Here is a 26868-nt window from a genome sequence, read left to right as displayed (position 1 = left end):
GCGGCAAACGAGCGGATCGCTTCCTTGGCCGCTTCCATTCTCGTCTTGCCGCCCGCCATATTGCCCATGCTGCCGCTGGCGTCCAGCACGATCATCACGTTGTACTGCTCCTTGAACTGAAAACGGGGATCATCCATCTCCGGGCTGCCAAATGAAGCAAGCTTGATCTGGTTGATAATTTCCTGCGGTTCTGGATAATCTTCGGCAAACAGACCGAGCAGGGCGAGATAGTACAACTCAAGCGTTTCGCGATCTGGATTTTCGATATGGGGGAATTGCTGAAGCACCTTATCGATCTCTTCTTTCTGCTTGCCATATTGAACGCCTGAAAAGCGTCCGGGTGGTAAGTTATAAAAATCCTCTGCTGTTTCGGGGAATTGAGTCACTCCTTCTGGTATTAAAGCCTTGAGTACCTCGATCTGCTTTTCCTTGTCGATGGGGCTTTCCCCAGACGTTGCGTTTTCTTCATGATCAATGTCATTAGGCTGTACAGATTGTGACTCTGGCTTTTTAGAAGAAGGTTCTGTAACGACCGGTTCCTCCCTATCAGCAAAACAACCATACAAACCGCTAATAAAAACGAGGAGGATAAGGAAAAAAAATGATTTGCATGTTCTCATGAAAGAAGCAACGCCTCCTCCTTTTGTTTGAGCCACTCATTATGTAAAGAAGCTGGCAAAACAGATGACTGATTGCCAGCACCTATTAGCCAAACAATATATCTGTTAATTATTCTCCTCCACCAATGCCTTCGATGATTTTGGACAGAGTATTGGAAACAGCACTTCCAACTGCATCATCCCCCTTAAAAAACAACTGAATCGAAGCAAACACAGCCAGAATCACCCCCGCAAGCGCTATCCACTCAATTGCCTGGGCCCCTTTTTGATTGTTCAAGGATACCAGCATCTTGGCATACCATTTTTGAATCGTGTTTGTCATCATGTTTCATGTCTCCCTTCATGGATAAAAATGTTTGTGATCCTGCATTCTTCCAAACTTCCCAACCCTTCAAACAACCATTCTGACGAAGGTATCACCTCCCCCAAAGTCCATGCTTTATTTGCTCAACATGTCGGAAAACATCGAAGTGTTCTCCAAGATGTTTAACACCATTAATCCGCCGATCAGGGCGATCGCGGTAGGCGCCACGACAAACGTGGTGATCAGGGTTACTTTGGGCGAGGCTTTTGCCGCTTTCTCCTTGATCAGCTCCTTGCGTATGCGCCGCATGTTCTCGGACTGGATTTTGAACGTGACCGCGATCGGAACGCCCAGGCGCATCCCCTGTATCAGCGCTTTGATCAGCATTTGAAACTCCGGGTTGTCATTGCGCCGCAGCAGCTGTTCATACGCTTTTTCCCGCGGCACCCCCAGATCCAGCTCCTGATTGAAGCGGGAGAACTCTTCCTGCAGCGGTCCGGGAAAAAATTGAATAACCGAGCGCAGCGATTGATCCAGGCTGACGCCTGCCTGCAGCGTCACGCTGACCGTGTCGAGAAACTCAGGCAGATCGTAGCGAAGCCGCTCCTGCCGCTCCCTCGCCTTTCTTTCAGCAGGATGATCGGCAAAAAGTAGCCGACCATCGGCCAGACGATCAGTCCGTAGGGAGCGAGCGGAAAGCCGAGGACAAAGAAAACGGTACCGGCGATGACGCCAATCAGGGCGAGCAGGATTTTTGTCCCCTGGAAGCGTTCCACGCTCAGGTCCAACGGGCGGCCCGCTTTCAGCAGCCACTCCTCCACCTCGTGCGACTCGCTGAAAAAGTTGATCCTCTGCCCCAGTGCCGCGTAATCGTCGCTGTACTGCAGCAGTTTTTTCATCCACTTTTCGGCAGAAGTTTCCCGCTTGCGGATCTCGTATCCCCGTCTTCCCGTGGTTTCGTGGATGTGGGTGAGCAGCTTTTCCTTCTCCACGGAATAGCGGTAGGTTTCCTTCAAAAAAATGGCGAAAAAGAGCAAACACAGGAACAGACAGGTGACCATGAGCGCGTCCATCGTCTCACACCTTTATATTGGTTACTTTTCGGACCAGCACATAGGACAGGATCGTTCCCAGGATAAACACGCCCAGCAGGATCAGTCCGAAGCCGGAGAACAGCGGATCGATAAACCCCTTGTTCATCGTGTTCATCATCAGCACCAGGGCGATCGGCATGATCGGTACCAGAATGGAGACGTAGCGCTGTTCGGCGGTCATCGTCTTGATCTCCTGGTTGACGATCCGCCGATCCTCCAGCGTTTCTGCCATCTCCTGCAGCACTTCGCTGAGGTTCCCTCCGGCGCGCCGCTGGATGTACAGCGTGGCCGCAAAAATCCGAAAATCCCGGGTCGGAATGCGCTTTTCCATATCGGCGAGCGCCTTGTCAAAACTGACTCCCAACCGCATTTCACGCGCCATGCGTGTAAACTCCTGCCCGGCTGGCTGCGGGATTTCCTTGGCCACCAGTTCAATTCCCTGTGTCAGCGTAAGCCCTGCGCGCAGCGAGTTGGCAAGCAGGCGGCACACCTCCGACAGTTGGTCGTTCAAGCGCTCCTGGTACTTGTTTCGCCGCACGAGAAACAGCAGGTTTTGCAGCAGGTACATGGCGGCGGAGCCGGCGATGAGATTGTAGGGAAATGTCAGCCCGACGACGTTGTTGAAAAAGAAGGCCAACCCAAACGCGCCAACCAGCATAATGCCGTAATACTCGGAAGGGGCAAGGGAAATATTTGCTTTGATCAGCTTGCCTTGTATCTGCCTGGCATGGGGGGTACGGTCGAAGCGATCCCCCCAGTCGAGGAGAAAACTTTTGCGCTGGGATTTGACATCGTACCACTCTTCCGCTCGTTTTTTCCATTCCGTCTTTTTCGCCCGGTATCCCAGGTATTCATAGAGCCCCCATATCCCGAGCAGAACGGAGAGACTAAACAGAATGGAGATGCTCACGTCGTTTCACCTCGCCTGTCGCAAACAGCGATTCGTCAATCTCGATACCAAACGTTCTGAGTCTTTCCAGCGAACGGGGCACGACGCCGGTTGCGGCGAAGTACCCCAGCACTTCCCCCCTGCTCCCGATGCCGGTGCGCTGGAAGCGGAAGATTTCGTTTACTTCCACGCGTTTTTCTTCGGTTGTCACCACTTCCGAAATGGAGACGATCTTGCGCGTCCCGTCGGAGAGACGCGTCACCTGCACGATGATGTCGAGGGCGCTGACGATGTACTCCCGAATGATGGAAGACGGCAAATCCATGCCGGCCATCACGACCATGCCCTCCAGCCGGTTGAACGCATCCTGGGGCGAGTTGGCGTGAACGGTGGTGAGCGATCCTTCGTGCCCCGTGTTCATCGCCTGCAGCATGTCAAACGCTTCGGCGCCCCGCACCTCCCCGACGATGATCCGGTCCGGCCTCATCCGCAGGGAGTTTTTCACGAGCTGTCGAATGGTGATCTCCCCTTTTCCCTCCATGTTGGGCGGGCGGGCCTCCAGCCCAACGCAGTTGGGGTGGGCCAGCCTCAGTTCCGCCGAATCCTCGATCGTGATGACGCGCTCATAGGGGGGAATGGCGCAGGCTACGGCATTGAGCAGCGTCGTCTTCCCGCTCCCGGTGCCTCCGGAGATGAGCACGTTCATTTTCGCTTCGACGACCGCCTGCAGGAAGCGGGACATCGCCTCGTTGAACGAGCCAAACTGCATCAGGTCATCCATGGTGTAGGGGTCTTTGCGGAATTTCCGAATCGAGACCAGCGTGCCATTCAGGCTGATGGGAGGAATCACCGCGTTGACGCGGCTGCCGTCCTTCAGGCGGGCGTCCACCATCGGCGAGCTCTCGTCGATCCGCCGTCCGAGCGGCGCCACGATCCGGTCGACGATGTGGCGCAGATGCTCCTCGTCGCGAAACTTCAAATCGGTCAGTTCCAGGCGGCCGTTCCGCTCGATGTACACCTGACTGTGGCCGTTGATCGAAATTTCCGTGATCTCCGGGTCGTTCAGCAGCGGCTCCAGCGGTCCCAGACCGACGGATTCGTTGATCAGGCGGGTGAGCAGCAGTTCCTTTTCGTTTCGCGGAATGACGACCTTTTCTTCCGACATGTATTGGGATACCAGGCGCTCAATCGCCAGGCGCATCTCGGTCGACGAAAGGCTGGTCAGCCGTTCCAGGTTGGTCTCCCGCAAGAGTCGGGCCTTGTAATGTTCCGCCAGTTCGTCCAGGTACGGATTGTAGGAAGGAGCCGCAAGCGGAGATGCAAGGGTCCGGGGTGCCTCATCGCCAGGCGGGGTCTTTTCATGCCTGCGTCGGAATAATGCCATCGAACTCCCCCCTTACGACAATTTCCTGAGCACCCATTTGCGAATGTCCTTCGCCGCAGGAGACAGCTTTTTCTCGTTCGCTTCTTTTTGCAGCGGCTTCCCCTGATTGACGGCCGCCTGAACGCCCTGGTGATCCCTGCTGATTTCGGCGGTGATCGGGGCGGTGATCAACCCCTTCAAGTCGGAAACGGCCAATTCGTTGTCCCTGCCCACCTGGTTGACGACGACTTCCAGCCTGCCGGCGGTATCGATCCGAAGCCGTCTGAACAATTCTTCCGCGAGCCGGTAGATCTGAACCGAAGGCGTGTCGAGATTCATCACGTAGTAGATCAGGTCCGACTCCGTCAGCGCCGTGTAGGTCAGCTCGTTCATGTACGACGGCAGGTCGACAATGACAAAATCGTAGCTGCGGCGGCTGGCGCGGATTAACCGGGTGACAAATTCCTCCGAGATGTGCTCCGCTGTCTCCGCATCACGCGGACTGACCAGGACTTCCAGCTTGGAATGGATCTCCCGCTGCGCCACATTGCGAATGTGGTTCTCGTTCATCTCGTTCATGACCGGCATCAGATCGGCCAGCGTGCGATTGCTGTCTAGCGAGAGAAAGGTTTCCACGCCGCCGTACTGCAGGTTGAGGTCGATCAGCAGGACGCTGGCGGTGGATTCCAGTTTCAACGCCTGCGCAAAGCCGGTGGCAAGCTGCGTGCGGCCGCTCCCCCCTTTTCCGCTGTAAAAGGAATACACTTTTCCCCGGCCGCGGACCAACGCCTTGCCGGACGCGTCCGCTCCCTTTTTGCGCTGCTGCATCTGCGCCAGCTCGGAGATTTTCTCCAGACGGTCCGTCAGCAGCGCCAGTTCGTCGGGCATCACGATGTATTCAACCGCACCGGCGCGGACGACATCCCGCAGCAGGACGAAATCCTGCTCTTCCGTGAGAAAAATGACAATTCCCTCGGGCAGCTCGCCCTGTATGTACTGAACCAGTTCCACCCCCGCCCCGTCTTCCGGCTGCACGAGCAGGACGACATCGGGTCCGATCCGGTCAATCTCTTTCTTCACTTCCATCGATGTGGTGTACTGCACATGCTCGTAGGGAGCGAGCCATTCCCGCAACAGGTCTTTCACCGAATCGTAATCGGCTACGACGAGAATGTTGAGTTCCGTTTTCATGCCTTACCCTCCGGTTTTGGTTCCTGCTTGCTGCTTCGCGGGCTGTCCCGCGTTTGGCGCCGTCGCAGGGGATGTCTGCGGCGCAGGAGGTGTCTGCGGCGCCTGTGACGCCGGTTTTGCCGCCGGACTTGCGGCCGGTTTGGTTCCGGGCGCAGGGCTTTTGCCAGGCGTCTCCTGCTGGCCGGGTTTCGTTTCTTGAAACGGCTCGGGAATGGCCGCTTCTCCTTTGCCGACATTGGCCTTCAGGATCCGCATGAGCTCAGCGTAGTTCTGCTGATGGATGAACCGGGGCACGTCCTCAAATGGCAGTTCCAGCGCCACGCCTTTAAACTTGCCCTCCGATTTGGCCACCATCGCCACCGGCACGTCTTTCATGAACACTTCCGTCACCGGCTTACCGTTCACCTCGTGCGAGATGATGACGTCCACGCGGTCCAGCGCCTCCAGTTCCTGGTCGAAGATGATGTTCCCCCCGGCATACACCGTGATCAGGCGGTGATTTTGGTCCCGGACGATGTTGGCGGGCTTGAGGATGTTTTTGGTAATGACGTCGCCCTTGGACAGGGGAACGACCGTCACCTGGTTTTTCAGGCTCAGTTTGTCGGTCACGTAGGATTGATCCGCGTATTTCTTCGGGATGGGCCTCGTCGTCAACTGATCCGGCTGAATCAGCGAGCGGGACGGAATGTCGGCGTTCGCCACGTAAATCTCCACCATTTCCCCCAGTTCGGCGTTCAAATCCTTGATTTTTTTCAGAAACAGAAAGCCCGCCAGAGCCGCAAGCAAAAAGGACAATGTGAGAAAAATGATGGCACGTCGTTTGGATTCCAGCATGCAGATGATTCCCTCTCCTTGGATAAATGGTGTCAGCCGCGAGACACGGCATGATGCTGTCAGACCATGCGGATCGGCTCACGACTGGGTCGGAAAGCGCAGGATGGGGTTCCTGGATGCTCCATCATGCCAGCCGCGAAACATGTCGAAAGATTTTGAAAGCAATTTGTAAGTTACAAAATAAGGAAAATATTTGCCGCAACACGGCCGTCTCCCCGGGGTGGATCAGACAGCGGCTGCTGTCAGGTATAAGAGAATCGTCCCCCCCGCTATGAACGGAGCCAGCGGAACCTCTTTCCATTTTCCTACTGCCGCCCATCTTTTTCCGATGGCCCACAGGGGAATGGCGACAAATCCCGCGATGATGTAGGCAAGGGCCATGATCAGCAGCCCGGCCTGCCACCCCACGGCGGAGCCCACAAGCGCAAACAGCTTGATATCCCCTCCCCCCAGTTGGCCGCTGCTGACGACAGCCATGCCAAGCGAGATCCCGCCCAACACGATCGCGCCCAGCGCATACGTCACCCATTGACCGGGGTGGGCGATGGCATGAAAGATGAGGAAGTACGCGATCCCCGGCAGCGTGAGCCAGTCGTAAATCATGCGTCGGCGCAGGTCGGTGTAGACGGACACGGCCATGATGAGAAAAACGGGAACGGTCACGAACGGGGACAGCAATCCATGCCCTCCTTCCCATTATTTGGGGTGGGTGTTTTCACCATCATCGACGGAATTTGTCAGGAAAAGGTTGCAAGGTTTGAAAAATTTTTGGTCGAAAAGACCCAGGGACGTTTTTCGCGTCCGGCTGCAGGAAGGGCGGACAGCCCGGCGGTTCGACGAATGGTCGGGGGGATGGTGGAGAAAAACCGGGGTGTTTCAATCGGTACGGGTAGATGACAAACAAGGTCTGGGCGGTGATGCGCATCGGCGCGATTGGTTCACCGCTGCACCGCTACCTTAGGTAGACAGCGGTCTGGTACAGAATGCACAGCCACAGCCAGATTACGGTGAATGCCGCGGCAATGGCTCGGCCTTTCATCGCATGGGTCTTGAGCCGTTTCCAATTTCGCACAAATCCGGGCAGCACCAAGATTGTCAGAAAAGAGTTGAACACGATCAGTCCGATGTAAAGGCCTACACTCAAGATCCCTGCACCCTTTCCATGAGTTTGCAGCCTGCCTCCCTTCAACGACAAACGCCCTGCTCTCTGTGACGGTACCGACAGACAGCCTCATTCACCATTGCCAAGAACAAGAAAAATATAGCAAAAATGCCAAAAGAACGGTATAGTTCTTTTGGCATTCCTGTTATCGCCTCACGCGATCTTCGTCTGTCTTCTGTTAACTGCCGGTTCTCGCCTGCCTCAAACGCTTACCACGCGGCCACGCAGCCGTCCGTGCGCATGTCGGTGCCGCCGATCAGCACGCCGTTTTCGTCCCGCCAGATGATCTGGCCGCGGCCGAAGTTGCTCGAAAACGATCCCCACTTGATCTGGTGCCCCTTTTGTTCCAGGGCGAGGGCGATATGTTCCGGGAAGTGGCGCTCCACCTCCACCGTTTTCCCTTCCAGCCACTGCCAGCGCGGGGCGTCCAGCGCGGCCTGCGGGTTGAGGTGAAAATCGATCGTGTTCATCACCACCTGCACGTGCCCCTGCGGCTGCATGAAGCCGCCCATCACACCGAACGGTCCGACCGCCTTGCCGTCCTTGGTCAAAAAGCCCGGGATAATCGTGTGGTACGTCTTTTTCCCCGGCTCCAGGCGGTTGTCGTGGGCGGGGTCGAGCGAGAAGTTGTGGCCCCGGTTTTGCAGCGCGATGCCCGTTCCCGGCACGACGATGCCCGAGCCGAAGCCCATGTAGTTGCTCTGGATGAACGAGACCATGTTGCCTTCCCCGTCGGCCGTCGCCAGGTAGACCGTCCCGCTGGAGCGCGGGTCGCCCGGCTCCGGCGTGAGCGCACGCTCGCCGATCAGGCGGCGCCGCTCGTCGGCGTACCGGTCGGACAGGAGCTCCTCGACGGTCACGCTCATCTTGTCCTGCTGCGTGATGTAGCGGAACCCGTCGGCAAACGCCAGCTTCATCGCCTCGATCTGCTTGTGGTACGTGTCAACCGTCTCTTTTTCCCCAAACGCAAACCCCTTCAAAATGTTCAGGGCCATCAGCGCCACCAGGCCCTGGCCGTTGGGCGGAATTTCCCAGACGTCATAGCCGCGGTAGTTGACGCTGATCGGCTTGACCCACTCCGGCCGGTAGGCGGCCAAATCCTCTTTGCGCAGGAAACCGCCGCACTGCCGGGAAAACGCGTCGATTTTTTCCGCCAGTTCGCCGCGATAGAAGCTTTCCGCTCCCGTCTCGGCAATCTGCCGCAGCGTCTCGGCATGGCCGGGCGACTTCCAGATCTCGCCCGCTTTCGGCGGCCGACCGTCCGGAGCAAAGGTGGAGAACCAGGGGGCAAATTCCTCACCGCTCAGCACCTGGGAAAACTTGTTGTAGGCGATCGCCCAGTAGCGGGCCAGCGTCGGGGAAAGCGGGTAGCCGTTTTCCGCGTACTCGATCGCCGGCTTCAGCACTTCCGCGAGCGGCAGGCGGCCGAAACGGCGGGACAGTTCCGCCCATGCCGCCGGTGCCCCCGGCACCGTAACCGGAATCCAGCCGTAGGTGGGCATGGTTTCGTGCCCTCTCGCCTTCACCGCTTCGATGGAAATGGCCTGCGGCGCGGGACCACTCGCGTTCAGCCCGTGCAGTTCCCCGTTGGTCCAGACCAGCGCAAACGCGTCGCTGCCGATGCCGTTCCCCGTCGGTTCCACCACGGTGAGGCAGGCGGCCGTGGCGATCGCGGCGTCAATGGCGTTCCCTCCTTTTTTCAAGATGTCCAATCCGGCCTGCGCCGCAAGCGGCTGAGAGGTGGCCACCATGCCGTTTTTCGCATACGTCGTCATACGCCGGGACGCGTACGGGTACTCCATTGCGTCAAAGTGTGTCATACGTATACCTCCGATTCAACTGTAATCGTTAGCCGATGAAGAAAAACCCGTAACCCATGGACAGGGCGATTACAAGCGCAGGGTTCAGCTTCCACTTTTCCAGCAGGAGAAAGGAGGCGATGGCCAGGATGCCGGTCTGCATCCAGCCGATGCCCTCCACGGCTCCGAGGAAAAACTCGTACGTCATCGTGCCCAAGAGCACGGTGACAATCGGACGGACCGATTGCGTCATCGCTTTCACCTGCGGCGCGTTGCGAAACACGTTGAGGAAGTTCAGCAGCAGGATCATGGCGATGGCCGTCGGCGCGATTGTCGCCAAGAGCGCGACCGTCGCCCCCGGCACGCCGGCCACCTGGTAGCCGACGTAACCCGCCAGCTTGGTGGCGATCGGACTGGGCAGGGCATTGGCGACCGCCAGCACCTCCCCGAACTCTTTCATCGTCATCCAGTGATAGTGGTCGACCACCTCGTTCTGGATCAGCGGGATGCTGGGCGGCCCGCCGCCGTAGCCGAGAATGTTGGAGATAAAAAACGCCCAGAACAACTGCAGGTAAATCATGCCGCCCCCTCCTTGCCGCCCGGCGTTTTCCGCTTCCGCAGCACCCAGGTGGAATAGGCAAACGAACCGGCCAGGGCAATGCCCACCACAATGCCGGGGTGCAGGTCAAGGAAGAGCAGGGCCACCAGCGACAGGACCAGCATGAGGGCGACGCCGCTCTTGTTCCCCGCTCCCTGCCAGCCCTTCTGCAAAAACTCCCAGGTCAGCACGCCGGTCATGACGGCGATCACCGGCTGGATCGCCTGAATCATCCCGTACACGCCGGGCGCGTCCTTCCACTGGTAAATCACCTGCAGCAGCGCGATCATGACCAGCACGATGGGCAGCACCACCGCGCAGTTGGCCACCAGCGCGCCGCTCCAGCCTTTGACCCGGTACCCGATAAACGCTGCCAGCTTGGTGGCGATCGGGCCGGGCAGGGCGTTGGCCAGCGCCAGGTTGTCGGTAAAGTCCTCTTCGCTTACCCATTTGTACTTCTGCACGCACTCGGCGTAAAACAGGGGGACCATCGTCGGGCCGCCGCCGTAGCCGAAAATGCCGATGCGAAAAAACGCGAGAAACAACTGCCAGTAGATCATCTGAATGCCTCCGTCCCGCCGTCAGGTCGCCAGCTCGCCTGCATGTACCAGGTGGCAGGAGACGAACTGTCCTCCCCCGATATCGGTCAGGCTCGGCGCTTTGGTCTTGCACAGGTCGGTCGCATGCGGGCAGCGCGGATGGAACGTGCAGCCGCTCGGCGGATTGGCCGGACTGGGCAGGTCGCCGGTCAGCAGGATGCGTTCCCGCTTCTGCCGCGGTTTGGCCACGGGAACGGCGGACAGCAGCGCCCGCGTGTACGGATGGCTGGGATTGTCGAACAGCGTCCGCTTGTCGGCAATTTCCACCACCCGCCCCAGATACATGACGGCCACCCGGTCGCACAGGTGTTTGACGACCGACAAGTCGTGTGAGATAAACATCAGGGTCAGGTTAAACTCTTTTTTCAGATCTTTCAACAGGTTCAGAATCTGCGACTGGATCGAGACGTCCAGCGCCGACACCGGTTCGTCCGCGATGATCAGCTTCGGCTTCACCACCAGCGCCCGGGCGATCCCGATGCGCTGCCGCTGGCCGCCGGAAAAATCGTGCGGATGCCGGTTCAGGTGCTCCTTGCGAAGACCGACGATCTCGATGATCTCTTCGATGGTTTTCAGCCGTTCCTCCCGCGTCCCGATGTTGTGCACCTCCAGCGACTCCATCAGGATTTGCTTGATCGTCATGCGCGGATTGAGCGAGGCGTACGGGTCCTGAAAGACCATCTGCAGGTCCTTGCGCATGCGCCGCATCTCTTCCTTGGACAGCTTGGCGAGATCCTTGCCGTCAAACCAGACTTCCCCTGCGGTCGGTTCCAGCAGCCGCAAAATGGTCCGGCCGGTGGTCGACTTGCCGCACCCCGACTCGCCCACGATGCCCAGCGTCTCTCCTGGAAACACCTGCAGGTCGATGCCGTCGACGGCCTTCACGTATCCCGTCGTTTTCTTGAAAAAGCCGGACTTGATCGGAAAGTGCTTCTGCAGCCCTTTTACTTCCAACAGCGGCTTCATGCCTCATCCCTCCCTTCCGCGTACAGCCAGCAGCGGCATTTGTGGCCGTCCAACTGCAAAAGCTCGGGCGGCTGTTCGTGGCAGATCGGCATGGCCTGCGCGCAGCGCGGGGCAAACCGGCAGCCCTTCGGCATCTGGTTGGGCAGCGGCACCGCGCCCGGGATGGTGTCCAGGTACTCCCGCTCCTCGTCCAGCTCGGGAATCGATCTCATCAGGCCGATGGTGTACGGGTGTTTCGGCTGTTCAAACAGCGTCTCCACGTCGGTCTCCTCCACCACCTGCCCGGCGTACATGACGATGACGCGGTCGCACATCTCGGCGACGACGCCCAGATCGTGCGTGATCAGCATGATCGATGTGCCCGTCTTCTCCTTCAGTTCCCGCATCAGGTCGAGAATCTGCGCCTGGATCGTCACGTCCAGGGCCGTCGTCGGCTCGTCAGCGATGATCAGCTTGGGGTCGCACGCCATCGCCATCGCGATCATCACGCGCTGCCGCATCCCCCCGGAGAGCTGGTGCGGGTACTCCCCGTAGATCTCCTCCGCGCGCGGCATGCCCACCGCTTTCAGCATCGCGATCGCCCGTTCCTTGGCCTGCGCCTTGCTCACTTTCCAGTGCAGCAGGATCGCTTCTTCGATCTGCCTGCCCACCGTGTGCAGCGGGTTGAGCGAGGTCATCGGCTCCTGAAAGATCATCGAGATTTCGTTGCCGCGCACCGCCTGCATCTCTTTTTCCGACAGCTCCAGCAGGTTGGTGCCGTTGAACCGGATCGTTCCCTCCGCCCTGCCGTTGGGCGGCAGCAGGCGCATGATCGAGAGGCTGGTGACGCTTTTGCCGCAGCCGGATTCGCCTACGACGCCAAGCGTCTCGCCGGCGCGGATGGAGAAGTCGACGCCGTCGACCACGTTGACGACGCCGTTTTCCGTGCGAAACCGCGTTCTCAGTTGTTCCACTTCCAGTATGGTCGTCATGAGGCTCTCCTCCCCAGTTTATTTCCGCACCCGCGGATCTAGTATTTGCTGCAGACCGTCGCCCAGCAGGTTGAAGCCGAGCACGACCAGGAAGATTGCCATGCCGGGGTAAAAGGTGGCGTACGGCGCGACGGACATCAGCGTCTGGGCCTGATTCAGCATGCTGCCCCAGGACGGCGTCGGCGGCTGTACGCCCAGCCCCAGATAGGAGAGCGAGGCTTCCGCCAGAATCCCCGCCGCCATCGCCAGCGTGGCCTGGATGACGATCGGGTTGAGCGCGTTGGGCAGGATGTGGCGGAAAATGATCCGGCTGTCCTTGACGCCCACCGCCCGGGCGGCCTGGATGTACTCCATGTTGCGAAGCGACAGTACCTGTCCCCGCGTAATGCGGACAAAGGCGGGGGAAAAGCCGATCCCGATCGCCAGCATGGCGTTGCCGAAGCCGGAGCCGAGCACGGCGGAGATGGCGAGCGCCAGAATCAGAAACGGAAACGCCTGCATCGCGTCCACGGTGCGCATGACGATCCACTCGTCCCAGAAGCCGCGGTAGTAGCCGGACAAAAGGCCGATGGGCACGCCGATCAGCATGGCGATGCCGACGGAGATGACCGCCGCTTCAATCGAGATGCGGGAGCCGTAGATGACCCGGGAGAAGATGTCCCGTCCCAGATCGTCCGTACCGAACGGATGCTCCGCGCTGGGCGGCATCAGCACCTTGTCGTAGTTTTGCGCGTTGGGATCGTAGGGGGCGATCTGCTCCGCGAAGATGGCGACGACGATCAGCGAGAGGATGATCAACCCGCCGAGAACGCCCAGGCCGTTGCGCACAAATTTTCGCATCGCGTTCATTATCCTTCCGCCCCTTTCCCCGCCTTGATGCGCGGATCGATGACAGCGTACAGGAGGTCCACCACCAGGTTTACCGCCACGACCAGAATGGCCGACACCAGGATGGCTCCCTGGACCGTGACGTAATCCCGCTTAAACACCGATTCCACGATCAGCCGACCGAATCCCGGAATGGAAAAAATCGATTCGGTGATGACCAGCCCGCCCAGCAGGCCGGCAATCATCAGACCGGAGGTGGTGACCACGGGAATGAGTGCGTTGCGCAGCGCGTGGCCGAGCACGGTGCGCACCTCGTTCAGCCCCTTGGCCTTGGCCGTGCGGATAAAGTCCATGTTGACCACTTCCAACAGGGACGAGCGCAGCATCCGCATCAAGACGGCCGATTCGCGCAGGCCGGTGGCCAGACAGGGCAGAATCATCGCCATGATGTTCTGCGCCGGGTTTTCGCTGAACGGCACGTAGCCCGAAGACGGCAGCCATTGATTTTCCACGGCGAAGTAAATGATCAGCATCATCGCCAGCCAGAAACTGGGGATGCTCATGCCGCCCAACGCGGCAAACGTGCTGGTGTAATCGATCCACGTTCCCCGCCGCACGGCGGCCAGGATGCCGGCCGGAAACGCGATGAGAAGCGCGACGAGAAACGTGCCGATGGTCAGCTCCACGGTGGCCGGCAGCCGCTGCATGATCAGTTCGGAGACCGGCACGCGGTCGGTAATCGACATGCCCAGATCTCCCTGGAGCACTTTGCCCAGCCAGGAAAAGTACTGGACCACAATCGGTTTGTCCAGCCCCAATTCGGCCCGCAGCGCCTGATACGCCTCCGGTGTCGCCTCTTGTCCTAAAATGACCCGGGCTGGATCGCCCGGGATCAAGTGGATTAAGGAGAACGTCATGATCGACACCAGAAGGAGAATCGGGATTGTCAGCAGCAGGCGTCTCACCACAAACATCATGACAATTCCTCCCCGTACTACGGTGTGTCGGTTACTGCTTGTCCAGCGTCGCCGTGCGGATCAGGCCGTCCGGCACGTAGGTAAAGCCGCTGATCTTCTTGCTCATCGCCAGCAGGTTGTACTGGTGGTAGACGTAGACGTAGCCCGCTTCTTCCTGCAGGATCTTGACCGCCTCCTCGTACATCCGCTTGCGCTTCGCTTCGTCAAGCTCCACGCGCGCCTTGGCGGCCAGCTCGTCCAGCTTCGGAATGCTGATGCGGCCGTCGTTGTTGGGGGTGCCGGTGACGACGAAATCATAGAAGTTTTGGTCGGGGTCCTGGCGTCCGGACCAGCCCAGGTTGAGCGCCTCGAAGTCGCCTTTGTCCCCTTTTTCGATCAATTGGCCGAATTCCAACTTTTCCAACTGCACGTTGATGTTGTAAGGTTTCAGCATGTTTTGGATCACGGCGCCGAACTGTTCGTTCTCCGTCGAGGTCGCGATGTTCAGCTTGAAGCTGAATCCGTTCGGCTTGCCGCCTTTGGCCAGAAGCTGCTTGATCTCATCCGGATTCGGCTTGACCGGCTTGTCCAGATCGCTGCTGTACGCCAGGTTGCCCGGCGCAAACGGCGAACGGCCCGGCAGCGCGTAGCCGTTGAACAGCACCTTGACCACGGCTTCCCGGTCGATGGCCCGCTCCACGGCCTGGCGCAGGTACTTGTTGTCAAACGGCGGCTTGCTGTTGTTCAGATAGAAGCCCATGTAGCCCATGCTGGGTTCGGCCACCAACTGCAGGTTGGCATCTCCTTTGATCGCCGGAATCTCCTTCACCGGCACCTCGTCGATGATGTCCAGCATGCCGGAGCGCAGGTTCTGCACCTTGGCCGTGCCGTTGGTGAACACCTTGTAGGTGACCTCATCCACGTTCACCTTGCCGTTCCAGTAGTTGTCGTTGCGCTTCAGCGTCACGTGGTCCCCTTTGACGTGCTCGACGAAGACGAACGGCCCGGTGCCGACCGGATGGTTGAGGAAGTCGTCCCCGTACTGTTTGACAGCCGCCGGCGAGACCATCATCCCCGAGCGGTCGGCCAGGATGGAGAGCAGCGGCGCGAACGGCTCCTTCAGTTGAATCTTGACCGTGTGCTTGTCAACGGCCGTGACGGAGTCCACCACTTTCAGCTCGCTTTTGCGTCTGGACTTTTCGCCGTTCATGTTGCGCTCGAAGTTGAACTTGACCGCCTCCGCGTCAAAGTCGGTGCCGTCGTGGAACTTGACGCCCTCTTTCAGCTTGAGCGTGTAGGTTTTGCCGTCCGGCGACACTTCGTACGAGCTGACCAGCATCGGCACGATCTTGCCGCTCGGATCGATGTCAAACAGCTTGTCGTAAATGCTGGCGTACACCATGCGGTCGACCAGCGCGGTGGAGGTGCTCGGATCGAGCGTCGGCGGATCGGCTTTCAACCCGATATTGATCACTTTTTTGCCTGTGCTGGCGGACGGAGCGGTCCCCGTCTGACTGCCGCCACCTCCTCCACAACCGGCGGCCAGCAGCGCTGTTCCCAAGACCGCTGCCAGCAGCGTTTTGCCCATCTTTTTCGATAACATAAGTCCTCCCCTTCCTTTTTGTTGAATGTATATGGCAACCGCTCCTGCTGCCAGGAACGATTGTCTTCAGCGGATAAAGCGAAAGCGCGATTTCAGCACTTTCAGTTCGTTGATGACGTTGACCTTGGTGATGCCCTTGATTTTGTTGAGCTTATTCATTAAAAATTGCGACAATTCTTCGTAATCGCGGTTCAACACCTGGATCATCAACTGGTAATCGCCCGTGGTCAGCACGACCAGCCTGACCTCGTAGATGTCCTGCAGTTCCGCCACCACGTCGTCCAGCTTGTCCGCCTCGACGGCCACCTGGATCAGCGACTGCACCGTGATTCCGGCCTTGACCGGGTTGACGATTCCTACCAGGCTGAGCACGCCCTCGTCCTGCATCTGCTGGACGCGTATCCGCACGGTCTTTTCCGTGACGCCCAATTCCTTGGCGATCTGCGTAAACGGCAGCCGCGCATTGTCCTGCAGCGCGCGGGCGATGGCGTAATCCAAATCGTCCAGTTGGGAATACAGTGAGCGATGATATTTCTCTTCCATAACTCCCCTACCTTTTTTCGACCAGATTTCCTGTAAGTCATTACCTATTGCGGCAATAAAAATAAATTTTCCGACGAATATCGTCTATGTTTAGATACTATAATACGATTCTCACCTAAGTGCAATAGTTTTCTCAAAATTTCTTCTACACAGCATTTTCAATATACTTTCTGAAAACATATGCTGTTTCGCCATATTCATCCAGCTTCGCGCAGCCGCATCACGGGCCACGCCCGGCTTCCCTCCAACGACAAAGATCCCGGGCAGCAGGGTCCTCCTGCCGCGCGGGATCTGCGCAGGCCGCTTTCTATAACACCGCTTTTTTCAAGTGGAACAGGTAGCGGTTGCGGATAATCCAGAAGTAGACGAATTGCACCAGCACAAAACTTGCCAGCACGATCACCGTCGGTTTGAAGACCGATGCGATGAGCATCAGCTTCAGCATGCTCTGCAGCGACACAAACGCGACGGCGCTGTGGACGATCGCCACCAGGATGGGAGCGAAGAACAGCAGGGCAATTTGCGTCGTGACGATTTTGGACAGCTCTTGTTCGGAGAGCCCGATCTTGGTGATGGCGCCGTACTGCCGCTTGTCGTTTTCCAGGTCGGTGTACAGGCGGAAGTACAGGAAGCTGGCCGCCGCGACAAAGAACAGGACGCCGACGAAGAGGCCGATGAACAGGCCGGTGTTGGCCATCTGTTTCAAGATGTAGTACTGCGGAGCGCGGGCGGAAAGGGAATACGACCTGGTACGTCCGTCGCCCAGTTCCTGTTCCAGCTTTTCGCCAATCTCCTTCGTCTCCTTCCAGTTGTCCACGACGTACCCATAGCTGTGCTGCTCCGCCACCGGTTTTGCCCGATCATACAGCTCATCCGGCACGACGGCGATCGGCCCGCCGGTGAGCGAAGGGAGCAGGGGAAATCCCTCCACCCCTTTGGGCTGCAGCCGTACGTTCCCGATTTGCAGCGTCCCGCTCTCGATCAGCTTCTCGTCCGGCCAGCGCGGGAAGTAGACCGCTTCCCGATCTCCCACCGTCACTTCCTCCGCGCCAGCCGCGCGGGCAAAGCGGTTGTAATCGGACTGCTTCACCACGGCGACCGAGGCGTCCCGCTCGTCCTCGCTGGTCGGGACGGGCAGGTAGCGAACCGTCAGGGCGTACTTTTCAAACGGAAAGCCGCCTTCTCTCAGCGCCGTTTCAATCATGGCCAGATGCTGCTGTTCCTGCTTGTTTTCCGCCATCGAATGATATTCGAACGCAAACGGATTGGTCTTGACCACCGTTTCCTGAATCGAACCGGCCAGGGCCGCCAGCGTCCCGATCGCGCAGAACGCCACCGTGGAAACGATGCAGACGAGGAAAAACATCCGCGCGTTGTCCTTCATCCGGTACGCCAGGTCGGAAAGTGTCACCAGATTGGTGCGCTTCCAGTATACGCGGCGGTCTCGCTTCAACAGCCGGATGATGAACACGCTCAACTGCGTGAACAGCAGGTAGGTTCCGGCAATCGTCAGCGCGCTGACCGGCAGCAGCAGCACCGGGACGTACGTCCCTTCCGCCCAAAGCGCCAGAGCGTAGGCCGTCCCCAGCAGTCCCGCCGCCAACAGCGAGAGAAAGACGGACGCGGTCGGCTCCCGCTTCGGCCGCTGGCTGCCCTGCAGGAGTTCCAGCAGGTTGCTCCGCTTCAAAAACAGGACGATACACACGGAGATGGCGACAAACAGGAAGAGGAACGCGACCACCGTCAAGGCAATCGCCTTGAGCGGCAGGTAAAACGGCAGCGCCTCTACATCCAGCAAAAAGCCGGCAAACAGGAAGAACAGCTTGCCCAGCACCATCCCCAGGCCGATGCCGAACACGATCGCCAGCGAGCCGATGATGAGGTTTTCCATAAAGATCAGCACGTTGCGCTGCCAGCGGGTCATGCCGTGCATGAACAGGATGCCGAACTCTTTCTCCCGCTTTTTCAAAAAGGCGCTGACGCAGTAAAACAGAAAAAAGAACGAAAACAGGTAGATGATGTACTCGGCCACCATCATGCCCTTGGCCACGTTGGCGTTAATCTCCCCGTTCTCAATCTCCGGATGGAAGATAAACATCGCATAGATGAAGAAAATCATCACGGAAAAGACGCTGCTCAGGAAAAACGCGGCATAGGTGCGCTTGTTGCGGGAGACGTTGTTACACGCGAATTGTCGAAAGGTCATGCGCGTTCCCTCCCAACAGCGACAGGGCGTCGATGATTTTCTGGAAGAACGCCTGCCGGCTCTCTCCCCGGTACATCTCGTTGTGCAGTTGGCCGTCCTTGATGAAGATCACGCGGTGACAGTAGCTGGCCGCCAGCGGGTCATGGGTGACCATCATCATCGTCGTGCCGTCGTTCTTGTTGATCGCCTCCAGCGTCTCCATCACGCTGCGGGAGGCTTTCGAATCCAGGTTGCCCGTCGGTTCGTCCGCCAAAAGGAGCGACGGCGAGTGAATGATCGCCCGCGCGATGGCTGCCCGCTGCCGCTGGCCGCCCGACACCTCGTAGGTGCGTTTGTCCAGAATGTCGCTGATGCCCAATTTGGCCGCCACGGTCTCAAGCTTCTCCTGCATGACGCGTACGTTTTCGCCGTCCAGCGTCAGGGGCAGGATGATGTTTTCCCCGATGGTCAGCGTGTCCAGCAGGTTGAAATCCTGGAAGACGAAGCCCAATTCCCGGCGGCGGAACAGCGCCAGCCTGCTCCCCTTCAACTGGTGGGGATTGGTGCCGTTCAAAAGCACCTCCCCGGAAGTGGGCTTGTCGATGGTGGAGATCATGTTCAGAAGCGTCGTTTTCCCGCTTCCGGACGGCCCCATGATGCCGACAAACTCTCCCTTGCGAATGGTAAAATCGATGTCGGTCAGCGCGCGATACGTGACCTTGCCTCCGTATATTTTGCTGAGTTTCCTGACTTGCAGCATGTCCATGTGCGCTTCTCCTTTCGTTCGAGCGTTTCAAACCGTGCAGTCTTCCTGCTCTCCTTCCCACTATACGGAAGCGCGCGCAGCCAAGCTATCGAATTAGCTTTCATCCTCCTTACGTTCTTGTAAGGTTGGGACGACGGCGGCAAAGACGATGCGGACCGACGTGCCCTCGCCCACCTTTGACTCCAGTTCCACCCCGTGATGCAGGCGGCCGCAGATTTCCTTGACCAAATACAGCCCCATGCCGGTCGATTCCGGGTATCGGCGTCCGTTTTCCCCCGTAAAGTACGGCTGAAACACGCGGTGGACGTCCTCCGGCGGAATGCCGATGCCGTTGTCCCGCACTTCCAGGACCACATCCATCCCGCGCGGATAGGCGAGGATGCCCACTTTGCTGCTTTTGCCCGCGGAGTAGCGGACGGCGTTGGTCAGCAGTTGATTGAGCACGAACGACAGCCATTTCTCGTCCGACTCCACCGCAAGCCGCTCGTCCACCTTCACTTCGGGATACACCTGATTGCGGATAAACAGCCGCTTGTTTTCCGACACCACCGCCTGGACCAACTGCCTAAGCGAGACCGGTTCGATGAGAAAATCCTGTTCAAACCGGTCCAGCCGGGCGATGTACAAAACCGTCTCCAGCCCGCGCTTGATCCGGTCCACCTCTTCGCGGACGCTTTCCGCCCGCGGATCGGGATCATCCTGCAGCAGCAGGTGAATGACCGAGATCGGCGTCTTCATCTGGTGCACCCACTGCTGGATAAACGTCGTGTACTCCCGCTGCTTCGTTTCGTAGGCGTGGAGCTGCTCCTTGAACAGCCGGTACAGCTCCTGAAACGTCTGGTCGACCGCTCGTCCCAGGGCGGCGTTGCCGTGCCGCTGGTTCAGCTCGTCCAGCGACTGGACGGGATGGCTCAGCCGTTGGTAGACCGGCCGGTTCAGCAGGTACCGGACGACCAGGTAGCTGCCGGCAAAAAACGCGCACAGAAACACCGCGTAGCTGATCAGCGAAGGGTTCCAGTACCCGTCCAGCGCAAAGATGAGCACGAGCAGCGCCAACTGGACAAAGAAAAACACCAGAAAGACGAGCTGGTCTTTCCAAAACAGCCTCATCGCCCGTCCTCCCAGGTGGCCCGCAGGCGGTAGCCGGAGCCGCGAACCGTCTCAATCGCTCCGTCCAGGTTCAGGTCTTTCAGCTTGCTGCGCACGCGCGTAATGTACACATTCAACGTGTTTTCGTCCACGAACTGCTCGTCCCACAGCTTCTCCAGCAGGCGTTCGCGGCTGACGACGCGCGGGTACTGGGTGATCAGCGCCTCCAAGAGCAGCGCCTCTTTTTTGCTCAGCTCCACTTTCCTGTCGTGCATCACCAGCTCCATCCTCTCCGGAAACAGCTTCAGCCCGGCCGCCTCCACCGTCCGCTCCCCTTCCTGGACGGCGTACATCCCGTAGGCGCGGCGAAGCTGGCTGCGGATTTTCGCCAGCACCACGTCGTAGTCAAACGGCTTGGTGATGTAATCGTCGGCACCGTTCTCCAGCGCCATCACCTGGTCCATCTTGCTCTCCCGCGCGGAGATGAACAGAATCGGGCAGTTGGACACCTGCCGGATCTGCCGGCACCAGTAAAACCCGTCATACTTGGGCAGGTTCACGTCCAGGAGCACCAGGTCGGGCTTCACCTCGGCAAACACCTCCATCACCCGGTCGAAGTGTTCGATGGTGACCGCGTGATAGCCGTATTTCTCCAACTGGTTTTGCAGCAGCTTCGTGATTTTTGGATCGTCTTCCACAATCATGATCGTCGACATCGGCATACTCCTCGCTCTCATACTCCCTATGTTGTACTATACCAAAAGAGTTCCGCCGGCAGTAGCGGACGGGCCCCCGCCCGGATTCGCCCCCGCGATGCGCGGACACACGAAAGAAAAGGGATGGCGCTGTCGTCCATCCCTCGGTGGGTTCCTATCCTTGGGCAGCCATTAGCTGCTGCAGTTTGCGGATGCCGCGGAAGTGCAAAATCTTCACGGACGCTTCCGACTTGCCCAGGATTTTTGCGATTTCGTTCATTCTCAGGTCGGCCAGGTAGCGCAGCGAGATGACGCGGCGCTGGTCCGCAGACAGCGTCCGCACGTTTTTCCACAGCGCGTCATGGGATTCCCGGTTCAGCAGCCGCTCCTCCGGCAGCTTGTCGTTCGCCTTCATCGCCGCAAACGTCTCGGTGTCGACCGGGCACTCCCGCTTTTTGCGCAGGTAGTCGACCAGGGTATTGTGGGCGATGCGGAAGATCCAGGCGCCAAACGGATGCCGCCTGTCGTACTGGTCCAGCTTGGCGTACACCTTGACAAACACGGTGGTCGTCAAATCCTCCACGTCCCAGACGTTTTTGACGCGATAGCGGAAATACCGGTGAATGTGGGCGGAATACTCTTCGTAAATGCGCTGATGATTCCATTGTTCATGCGTGCGTGTGGTGTTCATGGTTTTCTCCCGTTTCCTCATCAAGAATTCCGAATGATTTGTCTTTATTGTAAAAGCAGGCGGCTGCCCGAACCATCGCGTTACATTTCAAGAACCTTACATTTTTGTAAGGTGGGGAGAGAACCGCACGGTTACGATATGAACGGGAGTAAGACGGCGGGGAGGCCCTTTGTCTTCACGTTTGAAACCTTACCTCAGAACGGAGGTAAGGTTGAATGTACGTTCGCTCGGTTTGAGCCTAACGGTAAGTGTAGCAATCGTCCAGCCATGTTTCATGCTTACCGCAGTTTGAGCCAGGAGGAAAAATACGTCTCTTTCACCGAGAAATAGGTCGTCGCAAACCGGATAAACTCCTTGGTGTCCACCTGTTGATAGGAATATCTTTCGTAATACGCGCGAAGAAAACGCCAGCCTTCTTCCACATCGCCGTACGTGGAGACCAACTCCCACAGCCGCAGTGACGGAACGGCGTAAAACGCTCCGTAGGTTTCGCCGTCATACTGGTCCAGCGGCAGATTGGACGGCTTCTCACCAGCAATGACGGCAGCCCGGTTGGCTTGAGCGAAAACCTCCTCCTCTGTCATCTTGTCGTGACCAAGAAAGAACAGAGAGACCGCGAATTCAGTGATGCCCTCGTCCAGCCAGCCCTCGTGATAGGGGTCGTTTGCCACAACGGCGTAGAACCATTGATGAACAATCTCGTGAACGACCGTTTTCCTCAATGATGCAAGGTCGTCTTGCGGAGCGACGGTTACGATGCCGGGATACTCCATACTGGCGCCATCGTCCAGCATGATGTCCAGTTGCCGATGGGGATAGCTGCCGATCTTGTTGATAAAAAACGGCACGGCCTCCCTGGCGGTTGCGAGTGCTGCCTCCATTTTCCCCCTGTTCACTTCCTCGCCAAACACGCGAATCTGTACTCCGCTTACGGTGTCGGAAACGCAGGTGAGGCCGTTTACGACCGCAGCAAACACTTCTCTGACGCGAGAAATGGTCACCTGCCCCGTCTCTGTCGCTTCAACCGGATCTTGATCAGACGAACTGACGAACAGATACCCTGTAGGAATGTGGTAGGAAACGGTAAAATCGGCGTGACCCGTATGATAGGATTCGCTGCTGATCCGGAAATCCTGCTTGTTCCATCCGTTGTGGTACGTGGCCAGCATGGGATAGGCCTGGGCCAGGTAATAGCGATGCCCTTTCCTGGCGAAACGAATTCCGTCCTTCGGGACCGTAAACGTGTACGAGATCCGTACTTCCCGCTTTTCGCCCGGTGCCATCCCCTCCGTCAGGGGAATGGTGAGCGTATCATGTGTAAGCTGGTAATCCGTTTTCTGCTGATCCAGGTGGAGGCTGACGATCTTCACGTCGGCCGCGTCCTTTACCGTATGGGGCTTGTTGGCGTTGGTAAACGCGTTGGGAATAAAGTAAAACAGCAAGCGATCCCAGGTATCCGGTGAACGGTTCTCCACCACAATCGTCGCCTCAGCCGTAAACTTCCCGCTTTGATCCATGTGAAATGCCAACTGGTACGTTCCTTTGCTCCCGTCTGGAACCGGACGGGGATCAAATCCGGCCAGATCGCCAACCTTGCCCGGTCTTTCTTTGGCGCTGTCCCCTGTTGACTGATTGGGTACGTATGCAGAAATCGATGTATCTGCCTCCTGCCGGGGATACATCTGCCACAATCGGGTCGTGCCGGCTGCGGCTCCTAACAGGCTGGAAACCAGCAGCACAGCAATCGTCAACTGCAGCTTCCGTTCCGTACGCTGACGATTTCGTTGTGATCCGCGAATGCCTGCGGCCGGCCTTAGGCGAATGGCCATTACCGCCGGGAAAAGAGCACCGAGGACGGCAGCCAAAATCGGAATCAAGCCGACCCCCATCAGCCATAGGACATCGAGGCCGGGCAACTGACGGTACATCCACGCAATCAAGGCATATCCCAAAGCCAGCCCGCATCCGGAAGCGAGGAGTCCGCACATCACCCCTTCCCATACGATCAGGCGAAAAATAGCCCCGCTGCGCCAACCGACGGCCTTGAGTAAAAGCAGTTCCGCTTTTCGTTCCATGACGTTTTGCCACATGATCTCCGCCGTTGTCAGCACAGCCAGTGCCAAGGCGAGTATCATCGCGATGTAATGGGCATCCCCGATCTCAACGGCCACATACTGCCCCAGCCACGACGTGTACAGAACTCCCTGCAGGCGGTTCGTGACAAACTCATAAAAGACCAGAAAGCAGGTGGGCACTGCCATGGCAAAGACGGACAACAGACAGCGGCGATACCTTGCCAACAAATGGCCCAAGGCCAGAGAAAACGTTCCCTTCACCCGTACGGTCCGTCGAGTAACGGGACGCATCTCGCCATACCGCATGATCACGTGCGGCGGTATCTTGCGAACTAGCCATGCAGCCGGAATCGCCGCCAGCACATAAATGACCAGACCGCACAAACCAATGAAAAGAATACGCCACACCGGCACCGCAGCTTGTTGCTGCCATACAGCAAATCCCGCGATTGCCCAGCTAACCAGCGCGGCCCCTCCCCCCAACAGGGCCGCCTCGACAAACATCATGCCCGCCACGCGTCCGGGCCGCCAGCCGACAGCAAGCAGCAGACCGAACTCGTCTATCCGGGCGTACAGCGTAACCAGATTGGTGGCGAACACGTAGGCAACAGCTACGAGCATCACGATACCAATCACCCCGGAAAAGCCCAGCTTTGTCTCCTGAACCAGGGTAAAAGCCGTCCCAAGCTTGATAAAAAACTGCTCCATCCACCCCAACTCGTCGTATGTCCCGTTTTTCGGGATGTGAACGAGAACGGGCTGAGGAGACGATCCCAGGGTGATATCGACGATCAATCCTGTCTTGTTTTCGATCTCTCTCGCCAATAATTCTAATTTTTCCCTATTCTCTTCACTTACCTCCTGCACTCCCTTTACCTTCAGCCGAATCGCGGCAATCGGTTTGTCACCCAACAACTCCGCTGCCGCTTCCAAGGTAGTCAACAGCAGAGGTGGACTGGTAAGAAGGCCAAACGGATTGTTAGTCGGTTTCACCTGTACCGGGGGGTTTAATGGTTTGTCGTCTTTGTCTAGCACCAACCGCCCAGTAGCGGGCCGATAGGTTTCCATGGGCAGTTCGCTGTCAGGTTCTTTGGAAATACGTAACTTCTCGGGATCGTAAAACCCTATCCAGTAAGGGGTTATATCCTTGTTCTTCCAATCAACAAAAAATTGGGTGGAGCGAAAGGAGTTGGGATAACGCTCGGGCTTCATTAATAAGAAGTATGTCTGAAGCTCTGCCGGAATATTGGGCTGCACGGGTATCGCCTCGTACCCGTAAGGCCAGCGCTCTGGGTAAGGACTGCTCACTTTCCGCAGGGAAAGCGAAGAAGGCTTTTCCAAAAATAGTCCGGCGAGAGCGGCCGACTGGCCGCCGTGATCATAGCGTGAAAAAGGCTTTCCCGTTTCAGGGTCCACGCCCGACAAACTGGCCAGAATCAATTGGTGCATCTGCCGGGAGTCAAACACATATTCCAGCCGTTCTCCAGCGCTTTTTTGTTGGTGCAGATAGGAAACCCCTCCGTTCTTCTTCACCTCTTCCATCGTCCGGTTGGCATCTTCACTCGTCGCAAACGGGAGATCCAATCGTTCGTACCTGTAAATAACCTGCAGGTCGCTGTCCATTCTGCTGCTCATCAGGATGGGCACATTCATCACCTTTCGTCCGTCTCCCGCATCTATCGTTGTCACTTTGTCCTGTTCCGTAAAATACCGGCTTTTCCCGATCGGCAACACGGCTTGATCCAATCCGACCAGCGCCGCTTCTGCCTGCGGATCGATGCCAACAACCAGCAGTGGATTGATTCCTCCGCCCATATCTAGTATCCATGTTTCCACCCCATAGTCACGCAGCGCCTGCTCCCAATCGGTCGGCATGCCCCAAGGGCCGACCGTGTAATACCTTGTCTGTTGCATCATTAGATTGGGTTGTACGCCATCGTCGGCATATACTTCCACAACATGTCGATAGATTCCCGGTTGTTCTGGCTTGCTGATCTTCCCAAACCAGAAAACAGTCGTGTCGTATCCGACAGGGGCCAGCGGTGCGGCAACTTCGACTTCCGGCATTCTTTTGATCGCCTCGTAATCCGCGAGGCTGATTCCCCCGTGCAGACCGCTCAGATAGTTGGGTTCCAATAGCCCGTCCCGTTCCGTGACACTGCGTGTATCCGGGGGACGAACCACCAGATGATAGGCCGCCTTCCAGCGTTTTTGCAAGATGTCCTGGGTCGTGCCGCTGCTGCTCTCCGTAACGCCGATAAAGTAACTGAGAACGGAACTGACGGCCAACATCCCGACCAGCAGCAGGAGAAAGCGTTCGGGGTGACGCCACCACTGTGTCCAAATGAACCGAATCATCCCGTCTCCCTCCCGGAATCGGACACGATTCGCCCATCGCGCATCTCGATGATCCGATCCGCTTGATCGGCTAGGGTTTGATCATGCGTGATAAAGACGATGCCGCTACCGTGCTCCTGCTGATAGGTTCTCAGCAGTTTCACGATGTTTTCACTGTTTTTCGTATCCAGGTTGCCGGTCGGTTCATCGGCAAGCAGCCAGTCCGGACGATTGACCAACGCGCGGGCAATCGCCACGCGCTGCTGTTCCCCGCCCGATAATTGGGACGGCAGTGCATCGCTCTTGGCCTCCAGCCCCACCCAGGCCAAAAGTTCCCGGGCTCTCGCTTTTTTGTCATAGGAAACCTTTCGCGAAAACAGCGGTGCCATCACGTTCTCCAGCGCCGTCAACGCAGGAAGAAGATGAAATTGTTGGAACACGAACCCGATGTGCTCAAAGCGGAAATCGGCAATTCGCTTCCCCTTCAACGCCAGAACGTCCACGTCACCGTATCTGATTGTTCCAGCCGTCGGTCGGTCAAGCGTGCCGATCAGGGTAAGCAATGTCGTTTTTCCCGACCCTGAGGGGCCGAGAATTGCCGTAAATTGTCCTTTGTCCAGCGTCAAGGTGACGGATTGGAGCGCTCGGGTAACCACTCCGTCACCATGGTAGGTTTTTTCTACGTCCACAAGTTTAATGGCTGTACTCAT

Annotated in this window: 23 protein-coding genes and 2 pseudogenes; all 25 read right to left on the bottom strand. The window is 57.9% G+C overall.

Annotated features, from left to right (window positions below):
• A pseudogene (locus FOI68_RS21195) lies at window positions 1-620 on the bottom strand (VWA domain-containing protein); the annotation flags it as partial.
• Window positions 621-729: 109 nt separating this feature from the next.
• A complete protein-coding gene (locus tag FOI68_RS21190; RefSeq protein WP_035290422.1) occupies window positions 730-945 on the bottom strand; it encodes a hypothetical protein in 216 nt (71 codons plus the stop codon).
• Window positions 946-1059: 114 nt separating this feature from the next.
• Window positions 1060-1997: pseudogene (locus FOI68_RS24310) on the bottom strand (type II secretion system F family protein).
• Window positions 1998-2001: 4 nt separating this feature from the next.
• Entirely contained in the window at window positions 2002-2928 is a 927-nt protein-coding gene (locus FOI68_RS21180; RefSeq protein WP_029100848.1) for a type II secretion system F family protein, read from the bottom strand.
• Window positions 2906-4291, bottom strand: coding sequence for a TadA family conjugal transfer-associated ATPase (locus FOI68_RS21175; RefSeq protein WP_029100849.1), 1386 nt, complete (start codon window positions 4289-4291; stop codon window positions 2906-2908). The genes FOI68_RS21180 and FOI68_RS21175 overlap by 23 nt, the downstream gene beginning before the upstream one ends.
• A 12-nt stretch (window positions 4292-4303) precedes the next feature.
• Window positions 4304-5461, bottom strand: coding sequence for a CpaE/TadZ family protein (locus FOI68_RS21170; RefSeq protein WP_035298853.1), 1158 nt, complete (start codon window positions 5459-5461; stop codon window positions 4304-4306).
• A 3-nt stretch (window positions 5462-5464) separates the two neighbouring features.
• Window positions 5465-6295: a Flp pilus assembly protein CpaB gene (gene cpaB, locus FOI68_RS21165; RefSeq protein ID WP_029100851.1), complete on the bottom strand. Its 831-nt coding sequence runs from the start codon at window positions 6293-6295 to the stop codon at window positions 5465-5467.
• 225 nt (window positions 6296-6520) lie between these two features.
• Window positions 6521-6973 carry a prepilin peptidase gene (locus FOI68_RS21160; RefSeq protein ID WP_255433765.1) on the bottom strand — a complete coding sequence of 151 codons (453 nt, stop codon included), beginning with the start codon at window positions 6971-6973 and terminating at the stop codon, window positions 6521-6523.
• Window positions 6974-7247: 274 nt separating this feature from the next.
• The gene (locus FOI68_RS21155; protein WP_029100853.1) at window positions 7248-7439 is read right to left on the bottom strand and encodes a hypothetical protein; all 192 of its coding nucleotides are present in this window, start codon (window positions 7437-7439) and stop codon (window positions 7248-7250) included.
• Between the two features lie 227 nt (window positions 7440-7666).
• Window positions 7667-9277, bottom strand: coding sequence for a gamma-glutamyltransferase family protein (locus FOI68_RS21150; protein WP_035298848.1), 1611 nt, complete (start codon window positions 9275-9277; stop codon window positions 7667-7669).
• A gap of 28 nt (window positions 9278-9305) precedes the next feature.
• Window positions 9306-9836 carry a chromate transporter gene (locus tag FOI68_RS21145; protein WP_029100855.1) on the bottom strand — a complete coding sequence of 177 codons (531 nt, stop codon included), beginning with the start codon at window positions 9834-9836 and terminating at the stop codon, window positions 9306-9308.
• Entirely contained in the window at window positions 9833-10414 is a 582-nt protein-coding gene (locus FOI68_RS21140; RefSeq protein WP_029100856.1) for a chromate transporter, read from the bottom strand. The genes FOI68_RS21145 and FOI68_RS21140 overlap by 4 nt, the downstream gene beginning before the upstream one ends.
• Window positions 10415-10435: 21 nt before the next feature.
• The gene (locus tag FOI68_RS21135; RefSeq protein ID WP_029100857.1) at window positions 10436-11419 is read right to left on the bottom strand and encodes an ABC transporter ATP-binding protein; all 984 of its coding nucleotides are present in this window, start codon (window positions 11417-11419) and stop codon (window positions 10436-10438) included.
• Window positions 11416-12390: an ABC transporter ATP-binding protein gene (locus FOI68_RS21130; protein WP_029100858.1), complete on the bottom strand. Its 975-nt coding sequence runs from the start codon at window positions 12388-12390 to the stop codon at window positions 11416-11418. The genes FOI68_RS21135 and FOI68_RS21130 overlap by 4 nt, the downstream gene beginning before the upstream one ends.
• Before the next feature lie 18 nt (window positions 12391-12408).
• Window positions 12409-13239 (bottom strand): ABC transporter permease, encoded by an 831-nt coding sequence (locus FOI68_RS21125; protein WP_029100859.1) that lies wholly within the window; start codon window positions 13237-13239, stop codon window positions 12409-12411.
• A complete protein-coding gene (locus FOI68_RS21120) occupies window positions 13239-14195 on the bottom strand; it encodes an ABC transporter permease (protein ID WP_029100860.1) in 957 nt (318 codons plus the stop codon). Before FOI68_RS21120 ends, FOI68_RS21125 begins: the two co-directional genes overlap by 1 nt.
• Window positions 14196-14226: 31 nt before the next feature.
• The gene (locus FOI68_RS21115; RefSeq protein ID WP_143864216.1) at window positions 14227-15777 is read right to left on the bottom strand and encodes an ABC transporter substrate-binding protein; all 1551 of its coding nucleotides are present in this window, start codon (window positions 15775-15777) and stop codon (window positions 14227-14229) included.
• 66 nt (window positions 15778-15843) lie between these two features.
• On the bottom strand, window positions 15844-16320 hold the full coding sequence (locus FOI68_RS21110) for an Lrp/AsnC family transcriptional regulator (protein ID WP_029100862.1): 477 nt from the start codon (window positions 16318-16320) through the stop codon (window positions 15844-15846).
• Window positions 16321-16627: 307 nt separating this feature from the next.
• Entirely contained in the window at window positions 16628-18526 is a 1899-nt protein-coding gene (locus FOI68_RS21105; protein WP_143864215.1) for an ABC transporter permease, read from the bottom strand.
• Window positions 18501-19271, bottom strand: coding sequence for an ABC transporter ATP-binding protein (locus FOI68_RS21100; RefSeq protein ID WP_029100864.1), 771 nt, complete (start codon window positions 19269-19271; stop codon window positions 18501-18503). The genes FOI68_RS21105 and FOI68_RS21100 overlap by 26 nt, the downstream gene beginning before the upstream one ends.
• Before the next feature lie 93 nt (window positions 19272-19364).
• Window positions 19365-20381 carry a sensor histidine kinase gene (locus tag FOI68_RS21095; protein WP_143864214.1) on the bottom strand — a complete coding sequence of 339 codons (1017 nt, stop codon included), beginning with the start codon at window positions 20379-20381 and terminating at the stop codon, window positions 19365-19367.
• Window positions 20378-21076, bottom strand: coding sequence for a response regulator transcription factor (locus FOI68_RS21090; protein WP_143864213.1), 699 nt, complete (start codon window positions 21074-21076; stop codon window positions 20378-20380). Before FOI68_RS21090 ends, FOI68_RS21095 begins: the two co-directional genes overlap by 4 nt.
• Window positions 21077-21230: 154 nt before the next feature.
• Window positions 21231-21746 (bottom strand): sigma-70 family RNA polymerase sigma factor, encoded by a 516-nt coding sequence (locus tag FOI68_RS21085; RefSeq protein WP_143864212.1) that lies wholly within the window; start codon window positions 21744-21746, stop codon window positions 21231-21233.
• A gap of 278 nt (window positions 21747-22024) precedes the next feature.
• Window positions 22025-26179, bottom strand: a complete 4155-nt coding sequence (locus FOI68_RS24125; RefSeq protein WP_143864211.1) for an FtsX-like permease family protein — start codon at window positions 26177-26179, stop codon at window positions 22025-22027.
• Window positions 26176-26868: an ABC transporter ATP-binding protein gene (locus FOI68_RS21075; RefSeq protein ID WP_143864210.1), complete on the bottom strand. Its 693-nt coding sequence runs from the start codon at window positions 26866-26868 to the stop codon at window positions 26176-26178. The genes FOI68_RS24125 and FOI68_RS21075 overlap by 4 nt, the downstream gene beginning before the upstream one ends.

The organism is Brevibacillus sp. LEMMJ03, from assembly GCF_007197875.1.
Taxonomy (GTDB): domain Bacteria; phylum Bacillota; class Bacilli; order Brevibacillales; family Brevibacillaceae; genus Brevibacillus; species Brevibacillus thermoruber.
The sequence above is the reverse complement of the archived record's forward strand: the minus strand, read 5'-3'. Positions and strand labels throughout refer to the sequence as shown.

Excerpts from the sequence above, each read along its gene's own strand:
- FOI68_RS21190 (WP_035290422.1), bottom strand. The coding sequence starts at position 945 with ATGATGACAAACACGATTCAAAAATGGTATGCCAAGATGCTGGTATCC.
- FOI68_RS21175 (WP_029100849.1), bottom strand. The coding sequence starts at position 4,291 with ATGGCATTATTCCGACGCAGGCATGAAAAGACCCCGCCTGGCGATGAG.
- FOI68_RS21170 (WP_035298853.1), bottom strand. The coding sequence starts at position 5,461 with ATGAAAACGGAACTCAACATTCTCGTCGTAGCCGATTACGATTCGGTG.
- cpaB (WP_029100851.1), bottom strand. The coding sequence starts at position 6,295 with ATGCTGGAATCCAAACGACGTGCCATCATTTTTCTCACATTGTCCTTT.
- FOI68_RS21150 (WP_035298848.1), bottom strand. The coding sequence starts at position 9,277 with ATGACACACTTTGACGCAATGGAGTACCCGTACGCGTCCCGGCGTATG.
- FOI68_RS21145 (WP_029100855.1), bottom strand. The coding sequence starts at position 9,836 with ATGATTTACCTGCAGTTGTTCTGGGCGTTTTTTATCTCCAACATTCTC.
- FOI68_RS21140 (WP_029100856.1), bottom strand. The coding sequence starts at position 10,414 with ATGATCTACTGGCAGTTGTTTCTCGCGTTTTTTCGCATCGGCATTTTC.
- FOI68_RS21135 (WP_029100857.1), bottom strand. The coding sequence starts at position 11,419 with ATGAAGCCGCTGTTGGAAGTAAAAGGGCTGCAGAAGCACTTTCCGATC.
- FOI68_RS21130 (WP_029100858.1), bottom strand. The coding sequence starts at position 12,390 with ATGACGACCATACTGGAAGTGGAACAACTGAGAACGCGGTTTCGCACG.
- FOI68_RS21125 (WP_029100859.1), bottom strand. The coding sequence starts at position 13,239 with ATGAACGCGATGCGAAAATTTGTGCGCAACGGCCTGGGCGTTCTCGGC.
- FOI68_RS21120 (WP_029100860.1), bottom strand. The coding sequence starts at position 14,195 with ATGATGTTTGTGGTGAGACGCCTGCTGCTGACAATCCCGATTCTCCTT.
- FOI68_RS21115 (WP_143864216.1), bottom strand. The coding sequence starts at position 15,777 with ATGTTATCGAAAAAGATGGGCAAAACGCTGCTGGCAGCGGTCTTGGGA.
- FOI68_RS21110 (WP_029100862.1), bottom strand. The coding sequence starts at position 16,320 with ATGGAAGAGAAATATCATCGCTCACTGTATTCCCAACTGGACGATTTG.
- FOI68_RS21105 (WP_143864215.1), bottom strand. The coding sequence starts at position 18,526 with ATGACCTTTCGACAATTCGCGTGTAACAACGTCTCCCGCAACAAGCGC.
- FOI68_RS21100 (WP_029100864.1), bottom strand. The coding sequence starts at position 19,271 with ATGGACATGCTGCAAGTCAGGAAACTCAGCAAAATATACGGAGGCAAG.
- FOI68_RS21095 (WP_143864214.1), bottom strand. The coding sequence starts at position 20,381 with ATGAGGCTGTTTTGGAAAGACCAGCTCGTCTTTCTGGTGTTTTTCTTT.
- FOI68_RS21090 (WP_143864213.1), bottom strand. The coding sequence starts at position 21,076 with ATGTCGACGATCATGATTGTGGAAGACGATCCAAAAATCACGAAGCTG.
- FOI68_RS21085 (WP_143864212.1), bottom strand. The coding sequence starts at position 21,746 with ATGAACACCACACGCACGCATGAACAATGGAATCATCAGCGCATTTAC.
- FOI68_RS24125 (WP_143864211.1), bottom strand. The coding sequence starts at position 26,179 with ATGATTCGGTTCATTTGGACACAGTGGTGGCGTCACCCCGAACGCTTT.
- FOI68_RS21075 (WP_143864210.1), bottom strand. The coding sequence starts at position 26,868 with ATGAGTACAGCCATTAAACTTGTGGACGTAGAAAAAACCTACCATGGT.